This window comes from Sphingobacterium ginsenosidimutans (assembly GCF_039536865.1).
Taxonomy (GTDB): Bacteria; Bacteroidota; Bacteroidia; order Sphingobacteriales; family Sphingobacteriaceae; genus Sphingobacterium; species Sphingobacterium detergens.
Map to the genome: position 1 here is coordinate 1,699,019 of NZ_BAAAZK010000002.1, position 19,455 is coordinate 1,718,473.

Annotated in this window: 22 protein-coding genes; 11 read left to right on the top strand and 11 right to left on the bottom strand. The window is 37.0% G+C overall.

The window, feature by feature from the left end:
• Positions 1–219 precede the first annotated feature (219 nt).
• The 5 genes from ABFX33_RS07015 to ABFX33_RS07035 all read right to left on the bottom strand — a co-directional run bounded on the left by ABFX33_RS07015 (position 220) and on the right by ABFX33_RS07035 (position 4,345).
• Complete coding sequence (locus ABFX33_RS07015) at positions 220–1,320, bottom strand: FecR family protein (RefSeq protein ID WP_346085141.1); 1,101 nt, start codon at positions 1,318–1,320, stop codon at positions 220–222.
• Between the two features lie 51 nt (positions 1,321–1,371).
• Positions 1,372–1,917, bottom strand: coding sequence for an RNA polymerase sigma factor (locus tag ABFX33_RS07020; RefSeq protein ID WP_120258895.1), 546 nt, complete (start codon positions 1,915–1,917; stop codon positions 1,372–1,374).
• A 222-nt stretch (positions 1,918–2,139) separates the two neighbouring features.
• Positions 2,140–3,390: a winged helix-turn-helix domain-containing protein gene (locus ABFX33_RS07025; RefSeq protein ID WP_346085143.1), complete on the bottom strand. Its 1,251-nt coding sequence runs from the start codon at positions 3,388–3,390 to the stop codon at positions 2,140–2,142.
• A gap of 202 nt (positions 3,391–3,592) precedes the next feature.
• A complete protein-coding gene (locus ABFX33_RS07030) occupies positions 3,593–3,874 on the bottom strand; it encodes a hypothetical protein (RefSeq protein WP_346085144.1) in 282 nt (93 codons plus the stop codon).
• Positions 3,875–3,886: 12 nt separating this feature from the next.
• Positions 3,887–4,345 carry an energy transducer TonB gene (locus ABFX33_RS07035; protein ID WP_346085146.1) on the bottom strand — a complete coding sequence of 153 codons (459 nt, stop codon included), beginning with the start codon at positions 4,343–4,345 and terminating at the stop codon, positions 3,887–3,889.
• Between the two features lie 565 nt (positions 4,346–4,910).
• On the opposite strand from ABFX33_RS07035, the gene ABFX33_RS07040 reads away from it, so the two are divergent.
• The 5 genes from ABFX33_RS07040 to ABFX33_RS07060 all read left to right on the top strand — a co-directional run bounded on the left by ABFX33_RS07040 (position 4,911) and on the right by ABFX33_RS07060 (position 9,546).
• Positions 4,911–5,288: a nuclear transport factor 2 family protein gene (locus ABFX33_RS07040; protein WP_257088214.1), complete on the top strand. Its 378-nt coding sequence runs from the start codon at positions 4,911–4,913 to the stop codon at positions 5,286–5,288.
• A 35-nt stretch (positions 5,289–5,323) separates the two neighbouring features.
• Positions 5,324–5,689: a hypothetical protein gene (locus ABFX33_RS07045; RefSeq protein ID WP_257097472.1), complete on the top strand. Its 366-nt coding sequence runs from the start codon at positions 5,324–5,326 to the stop codon at positions 5,687–5,689.
• Between the two features lie 253 nt (positions 5,690–5,942).
• Complete coding sequence (locus tag ABFX33_RS07050) at positions 5,943–7,001, top strand: hypothetical protein (RefSeq protein WP_346085148.1); 1,059 nt, start codon at positions 5,943–5,945, stop codon at positions 6,999–7,001.
• 323 nt (positions 7,002–7,324) lie between these two features.
• Complete coding sequence (locus ABFX33_RS07055) at positions 7,325–8,260, top strand: alpha/beta hydrolase family protein (RefSeq protein WP_346085150.1); 936 nt, start codon at positions 7,325–7,327, stop codon at positions 8,258–8,260.
• A 128-nt stretch (positions 8,261–8,388) separates the two neighbouring features.
• Positions 8,389–9,546 carry a redoxin domain-containing protein gene (locus ABFX33_RS07060; protein WP_346085152.1) on the top strand — a complete coding sequence of 386 codons (1,158 nt, stop codon included), beginning with the start codon at positions 8,389–8,391 and terminating at the stop codon, positions 9,544–9,546.
• Positions 9,547–9,685: 139 nt separating this feature from the next.
• Here the strand turns inward: ABFX33_RS07060 and ABFX33_RS07065 are convergent, their stop codons facing one another.
• Positions 9,686–10,681, bottom strand: a complete 996-nt coding sequence (locus ABFX33_RS07065; RefSeq protein ID WP_346085154.1) for a phosphotransferase enzyme family protein — start codon at positions 10,679–10,681, stop codon at positions 9,686–9,688.
• A 174-nt stretch (positions 10,682–10,855) separates the two neighbouring features.
• Between ABFX33_RS07065 and ABFX33_RS07070 the strand changes: the two genes are divergently transcribed.
• Complete coding sequence (locus ABFX33_RS07070; protein WP_346085156.1) at positions 10,856–11,932, top strand: DKNYY domain-containing protein; 1,077 nt, start codon at positions 10,856–10,858, stop codon at positions 11,930–11,932.
• A gap of 168 nt (positions 11,933–12,100) precedes the next feature.
• On the opposite strand, the gene ABFX33_RS07075 is transcribed toward ABFX33_RS07070, so the two are convergent.
• Complete coding sequence (locus ABFX33_RS07075; protein WP_346085157.1) at positions 12,101–12,430, bottom strand: hypothetical protein; 330 nt, start codon at positions 12,428–12,430, stop codon at positions 12,101–12,103.
• 421 nt (positions 12,431–12,851) lie between these two features.
• Between ABFX33_RS07075 and ABFX33_RS07080 the strand changes: the two genes are divergently transcribed.
• Complete coding sequence (locus tag ABFX33_RS07080; RefSeq protein ID WP_346085159.1) at positions 12,852–13,574, top strand: ferritin-like domain-containing protein; 723 nt, start codon at positions 12,852–12,854, stop codon at positions 13,572–13,574.
• A 21-nt stretch (positions 13,575–13,595) separates the two neighbouring features.
• Entirely contained in the window at positions 13,596–14,429 is an 834-nt protein-coding gene (locus ABFX33_RS07085; RefSeq protein WP_346085160.1) for a ferritin-like domain-containing protein, read from the top strand.
• Positions 14,430–14,492: 63 nt separating this feature from the next.
• On the opposite strand, the gene ABFX33_RS07090 is transcribed toward ABFX33_RS07085, so the two are convergent.
• Positions 14,493–15,326 carry an anti-sigma factor gene (locus ABFX33_RS07090; RefSeq protein WP_346085162.1) on the bottom strand — a complete coding sequence of 278 codons (834 nt, stop codon included), beginning with the start codon at positions 15,324–15,326 and terminating at the stop codon, positions 14,493–14,495.
• Positions 15,327–15,328: 2 nt separating this feature from the next.
• Entirely contained in the window at positions 15,329–15,895 is a 567-nt protein-coding gene (locus tag ABFX33_RS07095; protein ID WP_257088197.1) for an RNA polymerase sigma factor, read from the bottom strand.
• 348 nt (positions 15,896–16,243) lie between these two features.
• Between ABFX33_RS07095 and ABFX33_RS07100 the strand changes: the two genes are divergently transcribed.
• From ABFX33_RS07100 to ABFX33_RS07110, 3 genes are all read left to right on the top strand, one after another.
• On the top strand, positions 16,244–17,092 hold the full coding sequence (locus tag ABFX33_RS07100; protein ID WP_346085165.1) for an NAD-dependent epimerase/dehydratase family protein: 849 nt from the start codon (positions 16,244–16,246) through the stop codon (positions 17,090–17,092).
• A gap of 101 nt (positions 17,093–17,193) precedes the next feature.
• Positions 17,194–17,628, top strand: a complete 435-nt coding sequence (locus tag ABFX33_RS07105) for a hypothetical protein (protein WP_346085166.1) — start codon at positions 17,194–17,196, stop codon at positions 17,626–17,628.
• An 87-nt stretch (positions 17,629–17,715) separates the two neighbouring features.
• Positions 17,716–18,045 (top strand): winged helix-turn-helix transcriptional regulator, encoded by a 330-nt coding sequence (locus ABFX33_RS07110; protein WP_346085168.1) that lies wholly within the window; start codon positions 17,716–17,718, stop codon positions 18,043–18,045.
• Here ABFX33_RS07110 and ABFX33_RS07115 read toward each other — a convergent pair.
• Positions 18,042–18,500 (bottom strand): VOC family protein, encoded by a 459-nt coding sequence (locus tag ABFX33_RS07115; RefSeq protein ID WP_346085170.1) that lies wholly within the window; start codon positions 18,498–18,500, stop codon positions 18,042–18,044. The two genes, ABFX33_RS07110 and ABFX33_RS07115, sit on opposite strands and share 4 nt — an antisense overlap.
• 103 nt (positions 18,501–18,603) lie before the next feature.
• On the bottom strand, positions 18,604–19,404 hold the full coding sequence (locus ABFX33_RS07120) for a 3-keto-disaccharide hydrolase (protein ID WP_346085171.1): 801 nt from the start codon (positions 19,402–19,404) through the stop codon (positions 18,604–18,606).
• Between the last annotated feature and the right edge of the window lie 51 nt (positions 19,405–19,455).

Genomic DNA, 19,455 nt, shown 5'->3' on the forward strand with positions numbered 1-19,455 from the left:
GACTTCTCCGGTCCCCCCATGCTATTAATGGAGAAAAAAATTTCATAACTTTGAATTGTTAAGGGTTTAATAATCTATAGAATTCGTACTTCGATAAATTTGGCCTTTTACAACAGGGGATGCGTCAACATCCCCTTTTCTATTGTATAGAACCTTTTGGTTAATTCGTCTGGTTATATCATATCTTATAAATTTTAATTGGTAAAAAATTTAACTGTGCTAACGAATGATTATATGCCTTCCATCTATTTCAAACTTTCGGTTTGTCGCAAACGACAGAATGTTCAACACCTCTGAAAGTCTGGATTCCCGGCTAAGCGTTCCATTAAACCTATTGCTTACGGAGATATCCTCCACATTAATAAAATCCACATTATACCACCTAGAAATTTGACTAATAATTTCCGAAAAGCTGCTACCCTCAAGTGAAAACTCTCCCCGTTGCCAAGCTGTATTTTTTTGTATGTCTGCTGGCTGTATGCGTATTTTATCCGTACTAATGATGGCTTCATTTCCTGGGAGAAGATAGGCTTCGTGCCCTTGACTTATAATTTTCACCTTACCTTCTACCAATGAGGTATTGATTTCTTTATGGTAGGCATTTACATTAAAACTTGTACCGAGGACCTCAATAACAGAGTTTTCAACTTCGATCCGAAAAGGTTTTTTGGCATCTTTGGCTACTTGAAAAAAAGCTTCTCCAATCAATTTTACTCGTCGTTCATGCCCTTCGAATTGATCAGGGTACTGTAATGTTGAAGCAGCGTTTAACCATACCTGGGTACCATCGTTCAACACAATACTATAGGTGCCCGCTGCTGGTACCTCTAATTTCAGATTCCCCTTAAGTTCTGCGGACTTTATGTTTTCGACCTGATCTTCCTTTCCCAAAGAATGTGTTTCCCCATGCTCGTTGGAAAGTCTCGCATAACGCTCACCAGGCAGAATATCATTTTTATACAGGCCTGTTGTATCCGGAGCGATGGCCGCAAGCTGTGGAGCAGGGCTCGTTTGTTCTCGTTGCAAGAATAAAACAGCAATAGTTAACACAAAGAGAACTGAAGCTGCAATGGCAATCCGTTTCCAGGTAAACACATTTTTGTTAGGTTTCATCTTATTCATCTCCCCTTCAAATTTGTGCATCAAAACATCTTTGGATCGACCTAACAACGCCTCTCTTTCATCCTTTGGCAATGTTGGTTCATCATCTAATGAATAGAACCATTTGGTTACAAGCTGTTCTTCTTCTGGATTGCACTCCCCTCTCAAATATTTTTTTAGTAATTTTTGAGCATGCTCTCTTTGATTATCTTCTGTCATATATCTATATAACCTTAGATAACGGATAGAAGTACCGAAAAAAAATGATTTTTATTTCGCCTTAAGCTTTAACCGACTTAAAGCCAGTGAAATATTATTCTTCACGGTCTGTTCGGATATTGATAGTCGAAAAGCGATTTCTTTAATGCTTAAGCCTTCGATACGGCTGAGATTAAATGCTGACTGCATTGTGGAGGGCATCTTAGCAACTTCATTATCCAGCAAAAATGAGAGTTCTTTAACCATCAATTTCTCATCGCTGTTACTTGCACCAACTGGTTCGTTGGTCAGTGGAAACACAAGTCGCTCGAAATATGAAATCCGTTTTTGATCCCTTGCCATCCAGTCAATGACTTCGTATTTAGCAGCTTTGAAAAGATAGGGGTAAATAGATTCCTCGATTTCTATTTTATAGCGTCTGTTCCATAAAGATGTAAAAACCTCCTGAAGGATATCTTCGGCATCTGTAATAGAACCAATCCGCTTTAATATAAAACTTAATAAAATATCCGCATAGCGATCAAATAACACCGAAAATGCCTGTGTATTGCCTTCTCTCACAATATCAAACAATTCTTTATCAGACAGATCTCTCATGACACATTGATTATTATGTACACTATATCAGATTTCCAGAGGATTTTTACAAAGGTATAATTGTGATGTTAATATAACATTAAATTGTACATCCTGCAAGCTACAAAATAATAAATTTTAAAATAGAGCATTTAAATTAGGTGAAGATCGAGTAAGCTTATAATGCTCCATTTCTGATCAAGTACAAGTTTTCCAAATTCTACAGTTATGCTGTAAAAAAAACTAGGAACTACTGGGAACTGCTATTATTGGGGCAGAAATAGCTTCATATTGACAAAAAACATTGTTCAGAAGTATGACTAACGAATTATTCAAGGGACTTACCAGTGTTAATTTTATGGAATTACACCCATTAAAAGTGGCAAACTTTTTTATTATTTCTGCAAAAGGCTCTACCCACAATTCGAAGTCTATAGACTGTTGTTTTTCTATATGCAGATGGATCAGTTCAAGTTGCCTATTTTTTCGATGTGCTTTGCAGTCTACTCTGCCAATAAATGTATTGCCAAATAAAATAGGTAAACAAAAATATCCGTATTGTCTTTTCTCCTTTGGTGTGTAACATTCAATTCGATAATCGAAATTGAAAAACTGCTGAACCCGATCACGATGAATAATAGCATTGTCAAACGGTGATAGCAAATTAATTTCCTCACGAACCTTAGCTATTCTTCTGTCTACTAAATCTCGGAGAACATAAACTGACGGATAGCCTTCAATAGTAACTTTTTCTATTATATCATCCTCAATCAGCGCATTTAAAACGCCATTTACATTTTTCCTGATCGTTTCGCCCGCTTTAAGATGAGTAATCTGTTTGACAGTAGTCCATCCATATGCTCTTAAATAAGTTTTCACTAAATACTCGGCAAACTCAAGTGAACTTGGCTTTGTCAGGTCGATATCATTTGGTAGCACCCTTTCTGCGATATCATAGGTCTTTTGCATTCCTTCGCGTTCAGAAATCATTAAATCCCCCTGCAGGAAAAGCCGTTCCAAAGCAATTTTTGCAGGTTTCCAATTCCACCAGCTTCCCAGTTTTTTAGTTTCATTTTCGAAGTCTCTTGCTCTTTTGGGACCTTCCGCCCGAATGGTATCTATGATATACTGCATCATTTTAGGGTCCGCATTATAGTAATGTGATTCATTTTGTTTTACTTCCAACATTCGTGGTAAAACAAAGCGAAAATCTTTCATCGGAAGATAAGATGCAGCGTGAAACCAATATTCAAATACCTGATGCTCCTTTACGAGTTCATCCAAATAACTTGTTTTGTAATCTGGGATCCTTGTCCAAAGCGTATGGTGATGGGCCCTTTCAACAATTGATAATGTATCTATCTGTAAATAACCGAGGTGATCCAGTGCATTGAGCACGGCCTTTTTTCCTTTTCCGAATGCTGATCTGCGAAGTAAGCCCTGGCTTTCCAATGTGATATTTTTCAGCTGCTGTATGGTCAATTTTCGCTGCATTTCTTTAAGTTTATTTTATTACAGAAAGATAGGTGTCTACTTCTGCACGCTATCCAACATTCGTTTAGTCTTTAACTAGTGCTAACATCGATATTAATCCCGACAACCGCTATGTATTGTTATGGCTCAATGGAAACGATCAATGAACCTTCTATGATTCAATCAAATTTACGAAATAAAGTGTGCCGGAATTACCATTTGTTTACTCTCCTATAATTTTTATCTCAAAAATAGCAGTTCGATCTTTTCTATAGGCAAAAAAGCCGGGTTCCATAGCAGAAAGAGATAACAGATCCTCATCTATGTTCAATATCTCTTCCATAGAAATAACTTTATAGTCCGATTCCCCAACTTCTCTTTCACCAATAAACTCCCACATACCATCCGCTAGATGATGATATACTCTTGTTATTTGATCTGTTTTATTCAAGACAAACGATGTTGTCAAAACGACCGCATTAGGATCTGAAAAATAATTATTCACTATGATTATCTATTAAGAGCTAAAATAAACTGGTATTCTGAATGTAGTTCTCACAAAATTGTTGTTCTTCTTCGCAGGGATCCACTTCGGCATTTTTTTGATAAGACGAATGACCTCCTTGTCACATTCTTTATGAAGGGGCTTGACAATTTTTATATTTGATAGTTCACCAGTTGGCTCTACAACAAATTCCACCAAAACATTGCCTTCAATACCCAGTTCTAATGCCTCATCAGGATATTTTAGATTGGTTTGGATAAATTTTTGAAGGCGTTCAATTCCACCCGTATATTCTGCAGGGACGTCAGGGATAACACATGTAGTGTCAGGCGATGACTTTGAGACAGGTTTGACCGTATCATTTAGCACGTTGGGATACTCCTTTTGAGATTGTCCGTTTACACCAAAAATAGTAAACAATACAATAACAAAAATTGTATTTAACCCAATCATAAAATATCTTTTTTTCATCTGTATAAATTATTTGATCATCAATTATTTTTAGATTAAGGCATTCACGCTGCCTTCGGCGGTATAAGTGTTTGTCTCATCGGTATAAATGAGCTTGTTTTACTCGGTTTGAATAAATCATGATAGTTTCATCTATCTCAATTTTTGATATTTTCAAATGGGCCAATATTTCCCCTTGGATAAAAAAGGAGGTATTACCCGTCAAAAATCACAATTATAGAGACCATTCCGCTCGAATAGATTAGTCTGCGTTTTTTAATTATGATGGAATATAAAGGTAATTTACAATAGATAGCAGGTCAGTTTACAATTCGTTAAGGAATATTTTAAATTCGATGGATTTAAAAACTAGACAAATATAAAAACGCTAGATTTTATCGAATAAAAAAAGGAATTAAAGAAACAAAATCTGTCTATAGAAATAACCTTAGAACGCTCACAATGTTTTTATTACAATTTATGATCAGGAGATTATATCTCAAAAAAGAATCTGCAAAATCGGAATAAAACAATAATGATTTATTATTTTTAAAGTAAATAATGTAATTGATTATATAACCAGTATATGGACAAAATCACTAAAGAAGACGTTTCTGAAGCAGAAAACCAGCTTTTCCAAGCTCAGCTAACAAGCAATGTAAATGCCCTTGACCAATTATTGTATGATAATCTCATTGCAGTTGCACCAACGGGACAAATGCTAACCAAAGAAATGGATTTAAATGCGCATAGAACAAAAGCAATGATTATTGAAGAGGCTTCCACAGAAATTGATGATATCAGAATAACCGGAGATACCGCGCTTTCCGTCGTTACGATGACGGCAAAAGGCAAAGTAATGGGAGCTCCATTGGAAGGAAAATTCAGGTATTTCAGGGTTTGGAAATATGTTGATGACAAATTAAAAGTCATTGGTGCAAGTTTCATGCAATTGCCGGAATAAAGATGTGATGAGTCGCTTGCATCTATAGCTCGTTGATGTTAAACCAGACGCTATATGGAACCAATCGGTATACCTTAAGAATATCATGTGACGCACTTGCTTATAATGCGATATCTGACACAACAAATGACTGTATTGAATTTAAGTTTGAACTTGACACAAAGTATTACATTATCTTATTGATTAGATTATTTGAAAACCGTTTAATCTACAATTTACTTCCTCCGACCTTTAGTGAATACAGCCCTTATCGTGCGGGGAAATGGACTTCACATAGAATAGACCGCATCCTCACACTCTTTGGGAAAATAAATGATGCCTATGATGAATATCGTGCTTATGGGGATACTTGTATGGATTGTACCGTCGGTTATTCAAAAGAAGAACTCGAGGACATGTAGGCCAGTTATATACTAAGACCTAACAAAAGTTGAGTTAAAAAGTCATCACAGTATGGAATGTTTAATTGGACTCTGCTATTTCGATAGCACAACCTGTGTATGATTAAAACCTTTCACTGATTGCTGTACCTTTAACACCCCAAAAATCGATTTTGGACATTATTTGCTCAAAATCGAAGGACACTTTAATTAAACAACTGAATAGTTATTGTTTCATTGATTGAAAAACAATATTTTTGTCAAAACCCAAATTATGAAGAAGTTTTTTAAAATTCTTAAGTACGCATTTGTTTCCATATTAGCCGTTCTTGCACTGGCTTTTAGCTATATATTTATTTCCAACAAGATTTTCATCGGAACAGTTAACAAGAAAAATACAGATTACCTCAGCTTGCACAAAGTGCAGATTGCGGATAGTATTGCAAGTAAGTTATTCGACGATAACTTCTATAATTCGGACGTCATTTTGCTTGGGGAAATCCATGGTTATGCGGATAACCAAAAACTGGATAAAGAGCTTCTTTTATACTTGAATAAAAAACTCAACATTAGGTACTATATCGCTGAGATGGATAGTACGAATGCAGACAAATTAAACTGTTTTCTTTCAAAATCCGTAAAAGATGAGGCATTGCTAAAAGAGGTTGTTACTGCTATACGCAAACGCATCCCTCAACAATCGAGTGTCGATTTATATCGTAAATGGATCGAAATATATGACTATAATCAAAAGCTAGCTGACGGTGCAAAAATCAGCGTCATTGGCATTGACAAAAGCTTTACAAACGATAAATTGACTATATCCCGAGATTCGGCAATGGTGCTGAATCTGGAGGACTATATTAAAAAGCATCATCTAGAAGGTGAAAAATTTTATGGATTATTTGGCTTCTTCCATGTATTGCAAAAAGGAAAAGATACAGCTAGCCTCCCTTTCGCTACAAGGTTAAAGAACAGCGGGCGCAAAATAACAAGTTTCGTAAGCTATACCCTTGATAGTGAAATGTATCTCCCCAAAAATCCGCAATTCCCAACGCCTCCTGACGAAAAAGTAGATTGGATAAATGCAGATGGCCCCCTGATGCTCGTGAAAGGAATTAACGATCTAAAGGAAATGAGCCAGCCGAATAGCATTTCATTATTTAAGCTAAATGCGAAGGATTCGCCTTATTTGGATTCTCAAGATCTAATATCGGTGAAGTCACGAATGTTTGGTGAAAATATTATCCCCAGCGATAAGACCCATACGACAGATTATTTTCAATATGTATTTTTATTGCGAAACTCTAAAGCGCTTAGGAAATTAGATTAGGGGCTGATTTTATTGCCAATTTGGCCAAATTTGATTATTGATAGCGGTTATAAGATTATTTTTACAGATTATATCTAGATTCAATTTAGATGGTCACTTCGCCCCGGAGACCGATGATCTAAAACCTCTAAAGATTCGGTAATCTATTACATGAGAAAAGAAAAAGTCTTTTTTTTACCGATATATTGGTGCTTTCACCGATTAAAACAAACACTTCACCTAAATAATACCAAGAAGGGAACTCGAAAATAACTAAGTTAGATGCACAAAATAATAGTTCACCATTGACATTTAAGCAACATAACTTTAAAAATAGATCCCCAATGAAAAAACACTTAAGTATAGCGTATTCTTATCATAAATCGCCGACTCAATATGCGAAAGAGAGATTATATAAAAGCGTAATTTTATTCTTACTTTTTCTATTATTTACAACCAACATAATCGCCCAGACTACAATATACACCGTAAAAGATATAAAATTTAAAAGTAAAGGGATTGAATTAGCGGGGACAATTTTCACCGCTTTAAATTCGAAAATTGGAGTTGTCATAGTCCACGGATCTGGACAAGAACTTAGATCGAATAAGTTTGCAGCACTGTTGGCTAAAAATGGGATATCTGTATTGACTTATGATAAGAGAGGGGTTGGTGAATCAGGAGGGGAATATGCCGGTCCCGAAGTTGGTACGAATAATATTGACTCAGCAAACCTCAATCTTCTAGCGGAGGATGCCAGTGCAGCAGTTTTAACCCTTAAAAATTATTTTGGAAAAAAACTAACACATATTGGTCTCTCGGGGGGCAGCCAAGCTGGCTGGATTATTCCTTTGGCATCAAATAAATCAAACAATGTGGATTTTACGGTCATTTTTAGTGGACCAGTAGTTCCTACATTGGAACAGCTCCGTTTTCAATTTTTTACCCAAGGAAAGGCAAATTTTTGGTCAAATCACACCGAGCAAGAGGTAAGGGACCATATCCGAACTGCCCCCGATAGATATAAATTTATTACAACCGATCCGCAGGTATCCCTCCGCAGTTCAAATACACCAGGAATCTGGCTTTTTGGTGGACAAGATGTCCAAATCCCTGTCGGTTTATCCATTGATCATCTCAATTTACTTAAAATTGAAGGGAAACCCTTTGAATACTGTCTATTTCCAGAAATGGGGCACTTTCTAACAGCTTCGGACTCTTCAGCTCCTATTAAAATAGCTATAAATTGGATCAAAAAGCTAAGCGAAAAAGCAAAATAGAAGCGAAAAAAAGCTCATTTCTTAAATAATTAGAAATCAACAGATCGTTCTGATAAAGTTCCACCACAGCAAAAGGTATATGTATACAAATTTTTAAGTATTTTTATTTAAAAATTATAACCGACATAATGACTTTAATAAGAATCTTGGCCCAAATCTGGTTTACAATAATACTGATTACTGTCAATTTATTACTCCATACACAAGCCGCTTCTGCGCAACAGGATTTCCAAATTATGGGGATCGGAAAGACAATGTCAGATAACGATATTATCTATCTCGTCTACAAGCAAGATGGGAAGCTTGTTATAGATTCGACAAAGGTCAAGAATAATTCCTTTCGATTTAAAGGAAAAATTGGAAACTCTCCCCTTTCCGCTTCATTGTCCAGAAATCAGAATCCTACCAATAATAATTATAATTTCATAAGTGACAGTAAGAGCATTTTCCTGGAGGCAGGGAAAATAATCTTGAGAAGCAATGACACCCTCAGCAATTCTGTTCTTTCAGGTACAGACTTAAACCGAATACTTCAGTTGAAAAATGAAAGGTTGTTTCGTATCTTAAATGAACTAAAAAGTATAAAAGACCCCTACTTTTTTAATGCCCAGGAATTGAAAGATACTATTTTGGTAAAGCAAAATCAACGGATTGTAGATTCGTTGTATTTCATTTGGAAAGATCAGGAATTGGATTTTGCCCGAGATTTTCCCGACTCCTATATTAGCCTTGATCTAGTCGACCAGATTTCAAAAATAAACAGGTTATTAGATAAAACCGAAATGGTCTTCAATGGATTGAGTGAGCGACTTAAAGCGATGCCACAAGCAGATATCGTGAGAAATAATATCAGAGAGAAAAAGAAAATAAGAATAGGAAATAACGCGCCTTTATTTGACATGAAAGACATTCATGGAAATATTGTTCAATTGTCATCCTATAGAGGGCAGTTCGTCTTAATCGATTTCTGGGCCTCCTGGTGCCTACCATGTCGAAACGAACATCCCAACCTGATTGAAATCGATAGATTATATGGGAAGCGAAATTTTTCTATTATCAGCGTTTCCATTGATCATAAAGAAGATGACTGGAAAAGAGCTGTCAAAAAAGATGGTCTCACATGGACCCAATTGTCCGATTTAAAGGCTAGCGATAGTGACGTTTACAAGCAATATGGAATTACAACAATACCTGCTAGTTTTTTGATAGATCCTGACGGAAAAGTAATAGCGAAAGATCTGAAAGGTGATGCGCTAAAAAATAAAATTCATGAAATCGTAAAGTAAATTTAACGACGCTCAATTTCACAAATTTCTACCAGTCGAGGGGCCTATTGAATATGCTTGATAAGAAAAGAGCTAAACGCCATCCCAAACAGAACGATAGGGCAATTTATCTTGGACGCGATCATTTAGCTTGTGAAAATTAGCACTTATCCCAATAATTCTTCACGATGTGTTTTAAGAAGGCCGTGTAAAAATTCAAATGTGGGGGTTGGCTAAATACAGAGAATTGATCATGAGAGGTGTGGAATCCCATGTAAAACAGCCAAAACCCCAATGAAAGATAGGGTACCAGCGCTAATTCCTCATCTTCGACAGGGCGTATAAGACGATATCCATCCAAGAAGATGCGATAGGAATCATGAGCAGCCTGCTGTGTCATCCTCCCAGTATATACATCTAAGATGAGGTGTTGCCAAAAGGTCATGATATCATTCACCAGCCAGCCGTACCCCATGAAATCAAAGTCAAAGAAAGTCACCGAATCATTTTCGAAATGAAAATTTTTGGGTAGAAAATCAAAATGGCAATAGCCTTTTGAAAATACCGATGGATCTATTTGCGACAGTTTTTGTTCAATACGATGAGCCATCTCACACAACCAGCTATATTCTCCAGCGTTTTCTTTAAAAACAGGTCTCAGTTTTTCCAAAGGCTTAAAAACTGTTGTCTCAAGATCGAAAGTCCATCTTTCTCCGCCCAAACTAACTGTGGATGAGGTATGGTGAAAACGTGCCATTTCGTTTCCCAAAACACGAAGCTGATTTTCATTCAAAGACCGGACGACCTGACCTCGCGCAAAACTGAACAACACCGCATAACGCTCCCCCTCTACTGCTTCAATTTTCTGTATTGATTCTCCCAAAATATCAGTGATCGGATAGGATATGGAAACCTTTGCCTCCTTTAACACTTGCAACAATTTCACTTCCTCTCCTATCTGGGGTAAACTTCGATGTGATGAACGATAAACCCGCAATATAAACTTGGCTTCAGAAGCTTCTACAAGATAAGTATCCCCTACCCCGCGAAGCAGAAATTTACATTGAACATTTTCAAGTCTATATTTCGCTGAAATCAGCGAAGATAATGCGATTGGACAGAGTGTAGAATAAGTAGCAAGAAAAACAGGTTTCATTTCATAAAGATACCTGAATATTTGGCAGATCACAAATACACATCCATTGCAAAACCAAATATTCCAAAAGGTTTATTGACCTAATATTAGATTTGGTTCTTTATAATTTTACAAGAAAATTCCCTTTTTTAAATTCCACAGTGTAAATTTATATAAATGAACAATATAAAGAAGATGGCATCGATTCTACCAAACAGGCAAGTGAAAAAATACTTTTTTTTCCTGGCTTGCATTTTACTCAGTTTTTGTACCTCATGTAAAGATATTGGCAAACTGGTTGATAAGCAAAAATCGAGTTCCTATTTTATCGATTCCAAAGGACAGGTAGTCTATTGTCAGAATGGCAATTGGTTTAGCTTGGGCATATTGCAAATGCAGGCTGATGCGAAATCGTTTGAGGTTTTGGCGGAAGATATAGGCAAAGACAAAGACTCCGTATACTTTCGTAATATGGCACAAAAACTGGTAGACAGGAATTCCTTTTATGTCGACAATCAGGTTCCTAAAGATCGTTTTCACGTATATTATATTGATCAGGTCTTGGGCTTTAATATCATTGAAGGAGCGGATCCAAAAACCTATGAACTAATCAGCAATCATATCAACTGGGCCCGGGACAAAGACCATTACTTCTACTCTAATGATATGATACAGGCCGATCGGAAAACTTTTGCATTCGTCAATGACTTTTTTCTGAAGGATAAAGATTCTGTTTATGTTTCGCCTAATATTGGGGACTTTAGGTCAGTCATGCCTAACACCGGAAATATTGAAGCCATAAATAAGTATTACATGAGAGTCGCAAATACAATATGCTATCCGCCTTTTCAGCAAGGCTCTACTGCCCTAACGAAATCATTTGATTCCATACATACCATTCGGGTGCTTGATCAGGATATAATTTGTGTCAACAATAAAACCATCCTATTCCGGGGCAAAGATTTTAAATACACAAATGTTGATGCCTCCTCCTTTCAATTATTTCCTGTACATGAAAAAGATGGAATATATGCAGACAACCCTTATTCAAAAGACAAGAACCATATATACTATGATCAAGAAATAGTTCCGGATGCGGATGTAAAGACATTTATACCCGTCGGTCGTGATTTCGGAAAAGACACGAAAAATGTATATTATCAGAAACAACGGCTAGAAGGTGTAGATGCAGCAAGCTTTAAGAAAGACGGGGATTTTTATAAAGACAAACGAGGTAATAAATTCAGCGCTTTAACAGGAAATAAAGTGTAAATAAATATCTCCTCCCGAGGGAGCTTGCAGGAGGGAATAAACTTTAAATTATGTTCTTTAAAAGATCAAATACTTGCTTTTGATTCGCGAAAGTAGCGTCGAAAATACAATCCTCCAATACTTACTTAAAGTTAAACTGCTGCTGCATCTATATTTAAAAAGTCTCTCCTAATTCCGAAGCAACATATTGTATGTGGCCAAATAAAACTCATCAATCAGTTGCTTAATTAAATCATCTTTTTTACAATCTACGGCCAGTCCGACCCAATTTTTGGTTGGAAGATATTTACTTCGAATCCATTGAACAGGCAATTCTACTTGCTTTTCCGTGCGCAACCATTCTAATCCACATTCGTTGAAATAGATCTTTTCATTAAATAAATCCATAACAAGGAATGGTCTTTTTTTGAAATAGAAAATACTCATATCAAGATCAGCAAGCTCATTGAGGCTGATATATTTTTTTAGATGCATATAGGCATTTATTTCGGTCAACATAACGGTCTATTTATTCTATTGGTTCATTAAATTATCCATTGGTCCAGATCACTAATCACAGTTGATTGGCTCGCTTATCAGTTGGGATTAGTTACCAGTTTCCCTCTTGGAATTTGGATTATAATTCAGTTACGAATCAAATCTAGGTGAATCAGAGCTGTTGGTTGGGGTAATTTTTGGTCTAATAGGTGGAAAAACACAATTTTATATTGCCAATTGGTTTCTTAACTGAAATGCATTTGAATATCTTGGTATTTGAAATAGTTAGGGTGACAACATCCATTCTGATAGGAAAAGCGATAGTGGTATTTTTTCAGTACAAATTTTTTTTTAAAAAAAAAGAATCTCCGCAATCCAAGCAATCCAAAAAGTCGTAAATGCTTATAAGTACAGAAAAATTATAAACTAAAAGACTTTTGTTATGAAAAAGATAACACCAAACAATGAGTCACTATTGACCTCCGATAGTGAATTTGAAAAGAAAGATCTCGGACGTAGAGATTTTCTAAAATTTGCAGGCGCCAGTGCCGCCTCACTTGCCATTCTTAGCGTGGCAAGCTGTAAAAAAGATCGCGATGACGATATGGATAATGGTGGTAAAGGCATGTACTTCGGTAGTGGGGACATAGCCATCTTAAATTATGCCTATGCATTGGAACAGCTTGAAGCTGCTTTTTACATCCAGTTGGTCAACAATCCTTATTCAGGCATTTCGGATATGGAAAAAGCCTTCTTTACAGATATCCGTGACCACGAGATTGCCCATCGAGAGTTTTTTAAAGTGGCTTTGGGAGCAAAAGCCATATCCAGTCTTGAATTCAACTTATCAGGTATTAATTTTAGCAGTCGAGCATCGGTCTTAGCTACCGCTAAAACATTTGAAGATCTGGGTGTTTCGGCCTATAATGGTGCCGGTTGGTTGATTAAAGATCCTAAATATCTCCTTTTAGCAGGTAAAATCGTTTCCGTGGAAGCCAGACATGCCGCTTGGGTGCGTGATATGATCGACAATGGTAGTTTTGCCAACCAGGAAGTTGTCGATTCCAATGGACTTGACCTGGCCAAGAGCCCTAGCGTAGTTTTGAGTGCAGCGGCACCATTTATCAAATCAAAAATAGATGTAAAGGATCTACCTACCTATTAATTCACTTAAAATCTAATTATCATGAATCTCTTAAACGTATTTGACCAAATAAATGCTGTAGATCCAGAATTTAGCGATCGCATCAGCCCACGTCGTGAAGCTATCAAAAATCTGGCCTCTATAAGCGGAAAAGTCACGCTAGCGGCAATTCCTTTTTTAATCAGCGAACTCTTTAAAAAGGCTTATGGGGCTACCGCACCCACTGACGTCAACGGTGTACTTAACTACGCCTTGACCTTGGAATATCTCGAAGCGGAATACTATACAATGGGGGTTGCCAAAGCTGGTCTTATTCCATCGGGTAGACCACTTGGTGCCATCACCACCATCCGCGACCATGAAGTTGCGCATGTCAATTTCCTCAAACAGGTACTTGGCAATAAAGCTGTTTCCAAACCTACATTTGATTTTACTGCTGGGGGTACTTTTGGTAATGTCTTTAGCAATTACGACACCTTTTTAGCTGTTGCACAAGCTTTTGAAGATACTGGGGTACGCGCATACAAAGGACAGGCTGGTATACTCCTCGGTAATCGTGTTGTGCTTACAGCAGCTTTACAGATTCATTCGGTAGAAGCGAGACATGCCTCCCACATCCGTCAGATGCGACGGGCCCGTGGTGGAGGTGCAACTGATCAAAAACCGTGGATCACAGGAAGCAATGACACCGGTATCGGCGCAGTTGTAGACCCTATATATGCTGGTGAAAACAATATTACACAAGCTGGAGTGGACATCACAGGCCTCTCTAGTACTATGGGAAAAATATCAACAAATGCGGCTACCCAGTCTTTTGATGAACCACTTTCTGCAGAAGCTGTACTTAATATTGCAGGTTTATTTATTAAAGCATAACAAAAAAAACGTAGTTTATCTGTTTAGCATGTCCTGGTTTGTTTATCGAATCAGGGCATTTTTTTAGATACCGCCCATAACATAGAGTTCACTAAGCGTAGGCACATCTTTGCCGCCTTCATCCTCCAATGTAACAGCAAAAGCTTGCGCTTTGGGTATGTCCAGCATTTTGCTTGTGCCATCTACCTTTGCATCCAATGGAAATACACCCGCATTCACCGGCTTACCATCAACCATTGCCCACAATTGATATTGCTTACCTTTAGGAGCAACAGGCATCTGCTCAAGATTTAGGTACACTGCTTTCGAAAGTTGATCCCAAAAAACCAAAGCATGAAGGTCTGGTTTATTTTCAACCCCTTTTAGCGGAATTGTTTTTATTGCAGGATTTTGCACAAGGCGCCATTTATCTTGTAAGGTGGCTAAGCTCGCTTGTTGCTGATCAAACGAAGCACTCGTCTTTGTCAGTTTATCTTTCGTTTCATTGTTTTGCTGATACAGCAACACATTAGCGCCGACACTGAGTACAAGCAACACGCTCGCGGCTATTGCCCAATTGTAGGACTTACGTGGTACAATTATATTACTCGGATCCTCCTTCGTATTCAGTTTTCTACTGTTATCTATTTCAGTCTCTTTTCCTTTGGAAAGATCATTAGCAGCAACTAGATTTTCTGTATTTAGCTTATTCCAGATATCCTCTTTTAGAGACACAGGCATAGCCATCGCTTGGATATCAGCCAACTCTTCGAGCGTTTTCTCCGCCTCGGCGATGGCCTGTTCCACTTCGACATTATTTTTTCGAATACAGTTCAAGATGCTCACTTCCTCTTCCGAAGCAAGCCCCAAAACGTATGATTCAATAATCCCTGACGATATGTATGCTTTAATATCCAAAACTAACGATACTCCTTTAATAATTGTTGTAGCTGTAAAAACGCAGCTCTGGTACGTGTTTTGACCGTTCCCAAAGGAACGTCAAGCTGTTCGGCAATTTCCTGTTGCGTATAGCCTTCATAGTATGCCATCTCGATTAAGATACGCCATTCAGGCTTTAATTTATCCAAAATATTTCTGAATCCAATAAAATCTGCTTTGCTGCTCTGTTCGATTTGAGCCTGATCCTGTTCTTCCTTACTATTTACGATATTTGAAAGCGGTTGGTTTTTTTGTTCGTTTAACACAGCCTTGGATTTTCGGTAGTCTAGGGCGGTATTCCGGGCAATACTGATCATCCAGGTGTAGAGCCTGCCTTTTTCAGCGTCGAAAAGATCCACATGCTTCCAGATCTTAACAAATACATCCTGTATCACTTCCTCGGCATGCTCACTTGAAGCCACCATACGACACACCACTCCATAGAGTGCCTCCGAATAGTTATCATAAAGATAACTAAAAGCCTGTTGGTTCTTTTTTTTCAATAAAAGAATCAGTGTTTCTTCAGGAAGGTTGTGTAAAGGACTCAAATTTTACGTTTATAACTGGGTAAAGATCAAAATTATATATTATAAAACCAAGCCGCTGTTATAAAACAAGTTAAAATACCTAACCAGCCGCATAAAATACTTAAACTGCAGATCGATTAATAATGATCTCATCCGTTTTATTGTTCTCTGCTATAATCCATTTTTCTCATCTGAAGAACATTCTAAAATAGACTTCAAATGATCAACGTTAGAATATAATATCTCTGTAAAAAAGAACAACTGATAGCTTAGTAAAAAATGTAGTGAGAAGAGGACAATGATCTGGCTTCACTATTTTAAATAGTATTTGTAATATCTTTACTTTTATTCGCAAAAAAAAATAGAAAGATGCGCATATTAGTAACAGGTTCAGCGGGAAAACTAGGAAGTACAACAGTTCAGACGCTACGTCAGGCGGGACATCATGTCACAGGAATTGATTTATTGGAAAGTAACACGACAGATCACTTTCTAGATATCCAACAACTTGATTCTGTCATCGAATTTACTGTTGGTTATGATGCAATTATTCATACGGCAGCACTACATGGAAGACATATGGATTTAAATTATATTCGACAACATTTTATAGATACAAATATTACGGGGACATTAAACTTGCTAAATGCCTGTGTAAAAAACGGTATAAAACGATTTCTTTTTACTAGCACAACTTCTATATATGGCAACGCCATGGTTGATGATGAAAAAGCGGTATGGGTTACGGAAGAACTAACAATCCAACCACGTGATATTTACGACATCACAAAACAAACCTGTGAAGAACTCTGTAGAGATTTTTTTGAAAAAGAACAAATAATGACTAGCGTCTATCGTGTAGGTAGATTCCTTCCCGAACCTGAGAATCTCATGTTAAACCATCGTTTGTATAGGGGATTAGATGAAAGAGATGGCGCTGAAGCTCTTCGACTCGGTGTTGAATTCAACTTTACAGATTTTCAGATTTTCAATGTGTCCAGTGGATCCCCTTTTGAAGTTGATGATTTAATTGAATTAAAATCTAATCCTTTGCAAATTATCACTAAGCGTATTCCCAAAGCCATTGAAATATACAAACAAAAAGGCTGGAACTTTCCAACCTCAATAGATCGAGTATACAGAAGTGATAAGGCAGCTCATGTACTTGGCTATAAGCCACAATTCACATTCATGTTTCTTTTAAATCAACTATCCTAGAATTTTAGTTATTTTCAATATCTAAAATTTCATTTAATATAGCTTAGTTTTGGACAATAATTACACAAAGTTTTATTAGTGAATTCAATCAAGGAAAAATTATGATACATAAAGTTCTCATTTTGAGTTTAGGAATTTATAGTCTGGCAAGTTGTATCTCCCAAAAGACTGTTAATACTTATGGAAAAGAAGTAGAAAGTATACATCTAACTGAGGGACAACAAAAAATATTGAAAGAATATCCATTGCAGATTAAATTCAACCGTATTGTAGAAGAAAGCCGTTGCCCCGAAGGGGTGGATTGTATATGGGCCGGAGTTGCTGTTGCCGAAATTGAATTAACGGATAAGGCTACCAAACCCGTAATTTTGAATCTCGCGACAACGGATATGCAAACAAGGGATTATCAGAAATCTACTTATTTTAACGGCTATACCGTTACATTACAGAATGTTGCCCCCTATCCCACGGCAGAACGCGGTGCACAAGATTTAAAAGGAAACTATAAAATTTTCATTTCTGTACAAAAAAAGTAAAATAAACGATGTTTAATAAGTGAATGATGATCACCGCACTGTGGGATAACAATGAACAAAAACGTGGTCTTTCAAGATATAATACGTATGCGTAAAGAAAATTCGACCAATGCCGTCAATGAAAAAGCACTCCAACAATATTGCAGTGCCTTTAAGACATTATCATTAATTAGCGGACGCTGGAAGCTTTCCATTTTATTCAAACTGCTTAAAACCGAGACAAGCTATTCGGAGTTCAAACTCCTTCTACCTGAAATAAGCGACCGAACGCTTTCTAAACAATTGAACGAATTAATGGCGGATGGATTAATTTTAAAGAATAAAAGCAAGGTTTCGTCGATATATTCATTGACAGATAAAGGCCTGAAGCTCGAAAAAATTCTAATAGACCTTTCCGCATTTCATGATCAAGATTAACCAAAATCTATTTTTTCCAGAAACTCTATCACTTCCCCATTAGGACTGTATACCAAACTATTTCTCACAGGAATAGTTTTTGTACCATTTGATAAATCTAGCTCAAACAAGCCTTGACTTAGGTCTTTGGCCCCATATTCAAGGGCTTGTTTTCTTGCCGCATCCGCATCTTTCACAACGAAACATATATGAAGCAAAGCATTTTCTATGTATTCGTCATCCGGTCTTCTTTTTCTGCCCTGTGTTGGTATAGCTGCATTTTCATCACATATCTCCAAATAATAATTGATGGCTCTGTTATGAAGCATAACACATTTTTCTAAATTGAAATCGGGTAAGGACCAGCTGTGTACTATTTCGAAACCAAAATTCTTATAAAAATCCACAGTATGCTCAAAGTCCTTAGCTTTAATAGATATATGATGAAAACCGATGATGTTATTTTTTAAATCCATATTGCTAAGTTTTGTATTTTCAAAGGTACCCATCAATAGATAGCAATAAAAGGACTTACAAAATTGTTAGTACATGAAACCAAGGGCTAAAGTATAGCAATCTTTACCTTCTTGGCTTAGGGAGCTCTTTGATCCAGATATTCTTAAAATCTACTGGTTGCCCCTCACTCTGCAAGGCGATAAATCCGCTACTCAACAACTTACCATCAATCTTAATTTTGGGGTCATACCCATTTGCTGTTCCCCCTCCGATCTGCGGTTTTGAGTATTCAAGAACGGTATCGCCGTTAATAATATGTTTAATAAGTGAATCACCCAATACTATCAATTCTCCCTTAACCCATTGATCACCATCATAGGTCTTGGAAGTCGAATTTAAACAATGTGAAGAAGCGATCTTACCCTTGTAAACCACGTTAGTCCCCGGAGAACACATATTACCTGTAGGCCGTGGCTCGCCATCACTTAATCCGCCCAAAAGCTGCATTTCTACAGAGATGGGCCAATCTTGTTCTTTCAGCATCGTGCGGGGATCTTGTGAATGAAACATGACACCACTATTGCGCAATGTATACGAAGGTGCTCCTTTGTGAAGATCACCCACAAACCGATATTCAAATTTTAAGTGATAATAAGAAAACGGTGTTTTATAATATAAATGACCAAACTGATCATTGAAATCACCATATTGATCGTATCTGATTTTAATAATTCCATCTTCAACCCTAAAGGTGTTCCCATAATTCTCACCAACTTCATGGTGATGAATTTTGACAAACCAATCATTAATATCCTTTCCATCAAATAATGGTTTCCAGCCTGCGTTATCAGACTTACCTTTTATGCCGGCACAACCACCAAACACCAGAGCGGCGGCTAAAATTATATAAAACAATCTTTTCATTGAATACTTATTTGGTTTAAATCGGATGGCAATATACGACATATTCCATTA

Coding starts and splice junctions, on each gene's coding strand:
- ABFX33_RS07015 (WP_346085141.1), bottom strand. CDS start 1,320: ATGACAGAAGATAATCAAAGAGAGCATGCTCAAAAATTACTAAAAAAA.
- ABFX33_RS07020 (WP_120258895.1), bottom strand. CDS start 1,917: ATGAGAGATCTGTCTGATAAAGAATTGTTTGATATTGTGAGAGAAGGC.
- ABFX33_RS07025 (WP_346085143.1), bottom strand. CDS start 3,390: ATGCAGCGAAAATTGACCATACAGCAGCTGAAAAATATCACATTGGAA.
- ABFX33_RS07035 (WP_346085146.1), bottom strand. CDS start 4,345: ATGAAAAAAAGATATTTTATGATTGGGTTAAATACAATTTTTGTTATT.
- ABFX33_RS07040 (WP_257088214.1), top strand. CDS start 4,911: ATGGACAAAATCACTAAAGAAGACGTTTCTGAAGCAGAAAACCAGCTT.
- ABFX33_RS07045 (WP_257097472.1), top strand. CDS start 5,324: ATGTTAAACCAGACGCTATATGGAACCAATCGGTATACCTTAAGAATA.
- ABFX33_RS07050 (WP_346085148.1), top strand. CDS start 5,943: ATGAAGAAGTTTTTTAAAATTCTTAAGTACGCATTTGTTTCCATATTA.
- ABFX33_RS07055 (WP_346085150.1), top strand. CDS start 7,325: ATGAAAAAACACTTAAGTATAGCGTATTCTTATCATAAATCGCCGACT.
- ABFX33_RS07060 (WP_346085152.1), top strand. CDS start 8,389: ATGACTTTAATAAGAATCTTGGCCCAAATCTGGTTTACAATAATACTG.
- ABFX33_RS07065 (WP_346085154.1), bottom strand. CDS start 10,681: ATGAAACCTGTTTTTCTTGCTACTTATTCTACACTCTGTCCAATCGCA.
- ABFX33_RS07070 (WP_346085156.1), top strand. CDS start 10,856: ATGGCATCGATTCTACCAAACAGGCAAGTGAAAAAATACTTTTTTTTC.
- ABFX33_RS07075 (WP_346085157.1), bottom strand. CDS start 12,430: ATGTTGACCGAAATAAATGCCTATATGCATCTAAAAAAATATATCAGC.
- ABFX33_RS07080 (WP_346085159.1), top strand. CDS start 12,852: ATGAAAAAGATAACACCAAACAATGAGTCACTATTGACCTCCGATAGT.
- ABFX33_RS07085 (WP_346085160.1), top strand. CDS start 13,596: ATGAATCTCTTAAACGTATTTGACCAAATAAATGCTGTAGATCCAGAA.
- ABFX33_RS07100 (WP_346085165.1), top strand. CDS start 16,244: ATGCGCATATTAGTAACAGGTTCAGCGGGAAAACTAGGAAGTACAACA.
- ABFX33_RS07105 (WP_346085166.1), top strand. CDS start 17,194: ATGATACATAAAGTTCTCATTTTGAGTTTAGGAATTTATAGTCTGGCA.
- ABFX33_RS07110 (WP_346085168.1), top strand. CDS start 17,716: ATGCGTAAAGAAAATTCGACCAATGCCGTCAATGAAAAAGCACTCCAA.
- ABFX33_RS07115 (WP_346085170.1), bottom strand. CDS start 18,500: ATGGATTTAAAAAATAACATCATCGGTTTTCATCATATATCTATTAAA.
- ABFX33_RS07120 (WP_346085171.1), bottom strand. CDS start 19,404: ATGAAAAGATTGTTTTATATAATTTTAGCCGCCGCTCTGGTGTTTGGT.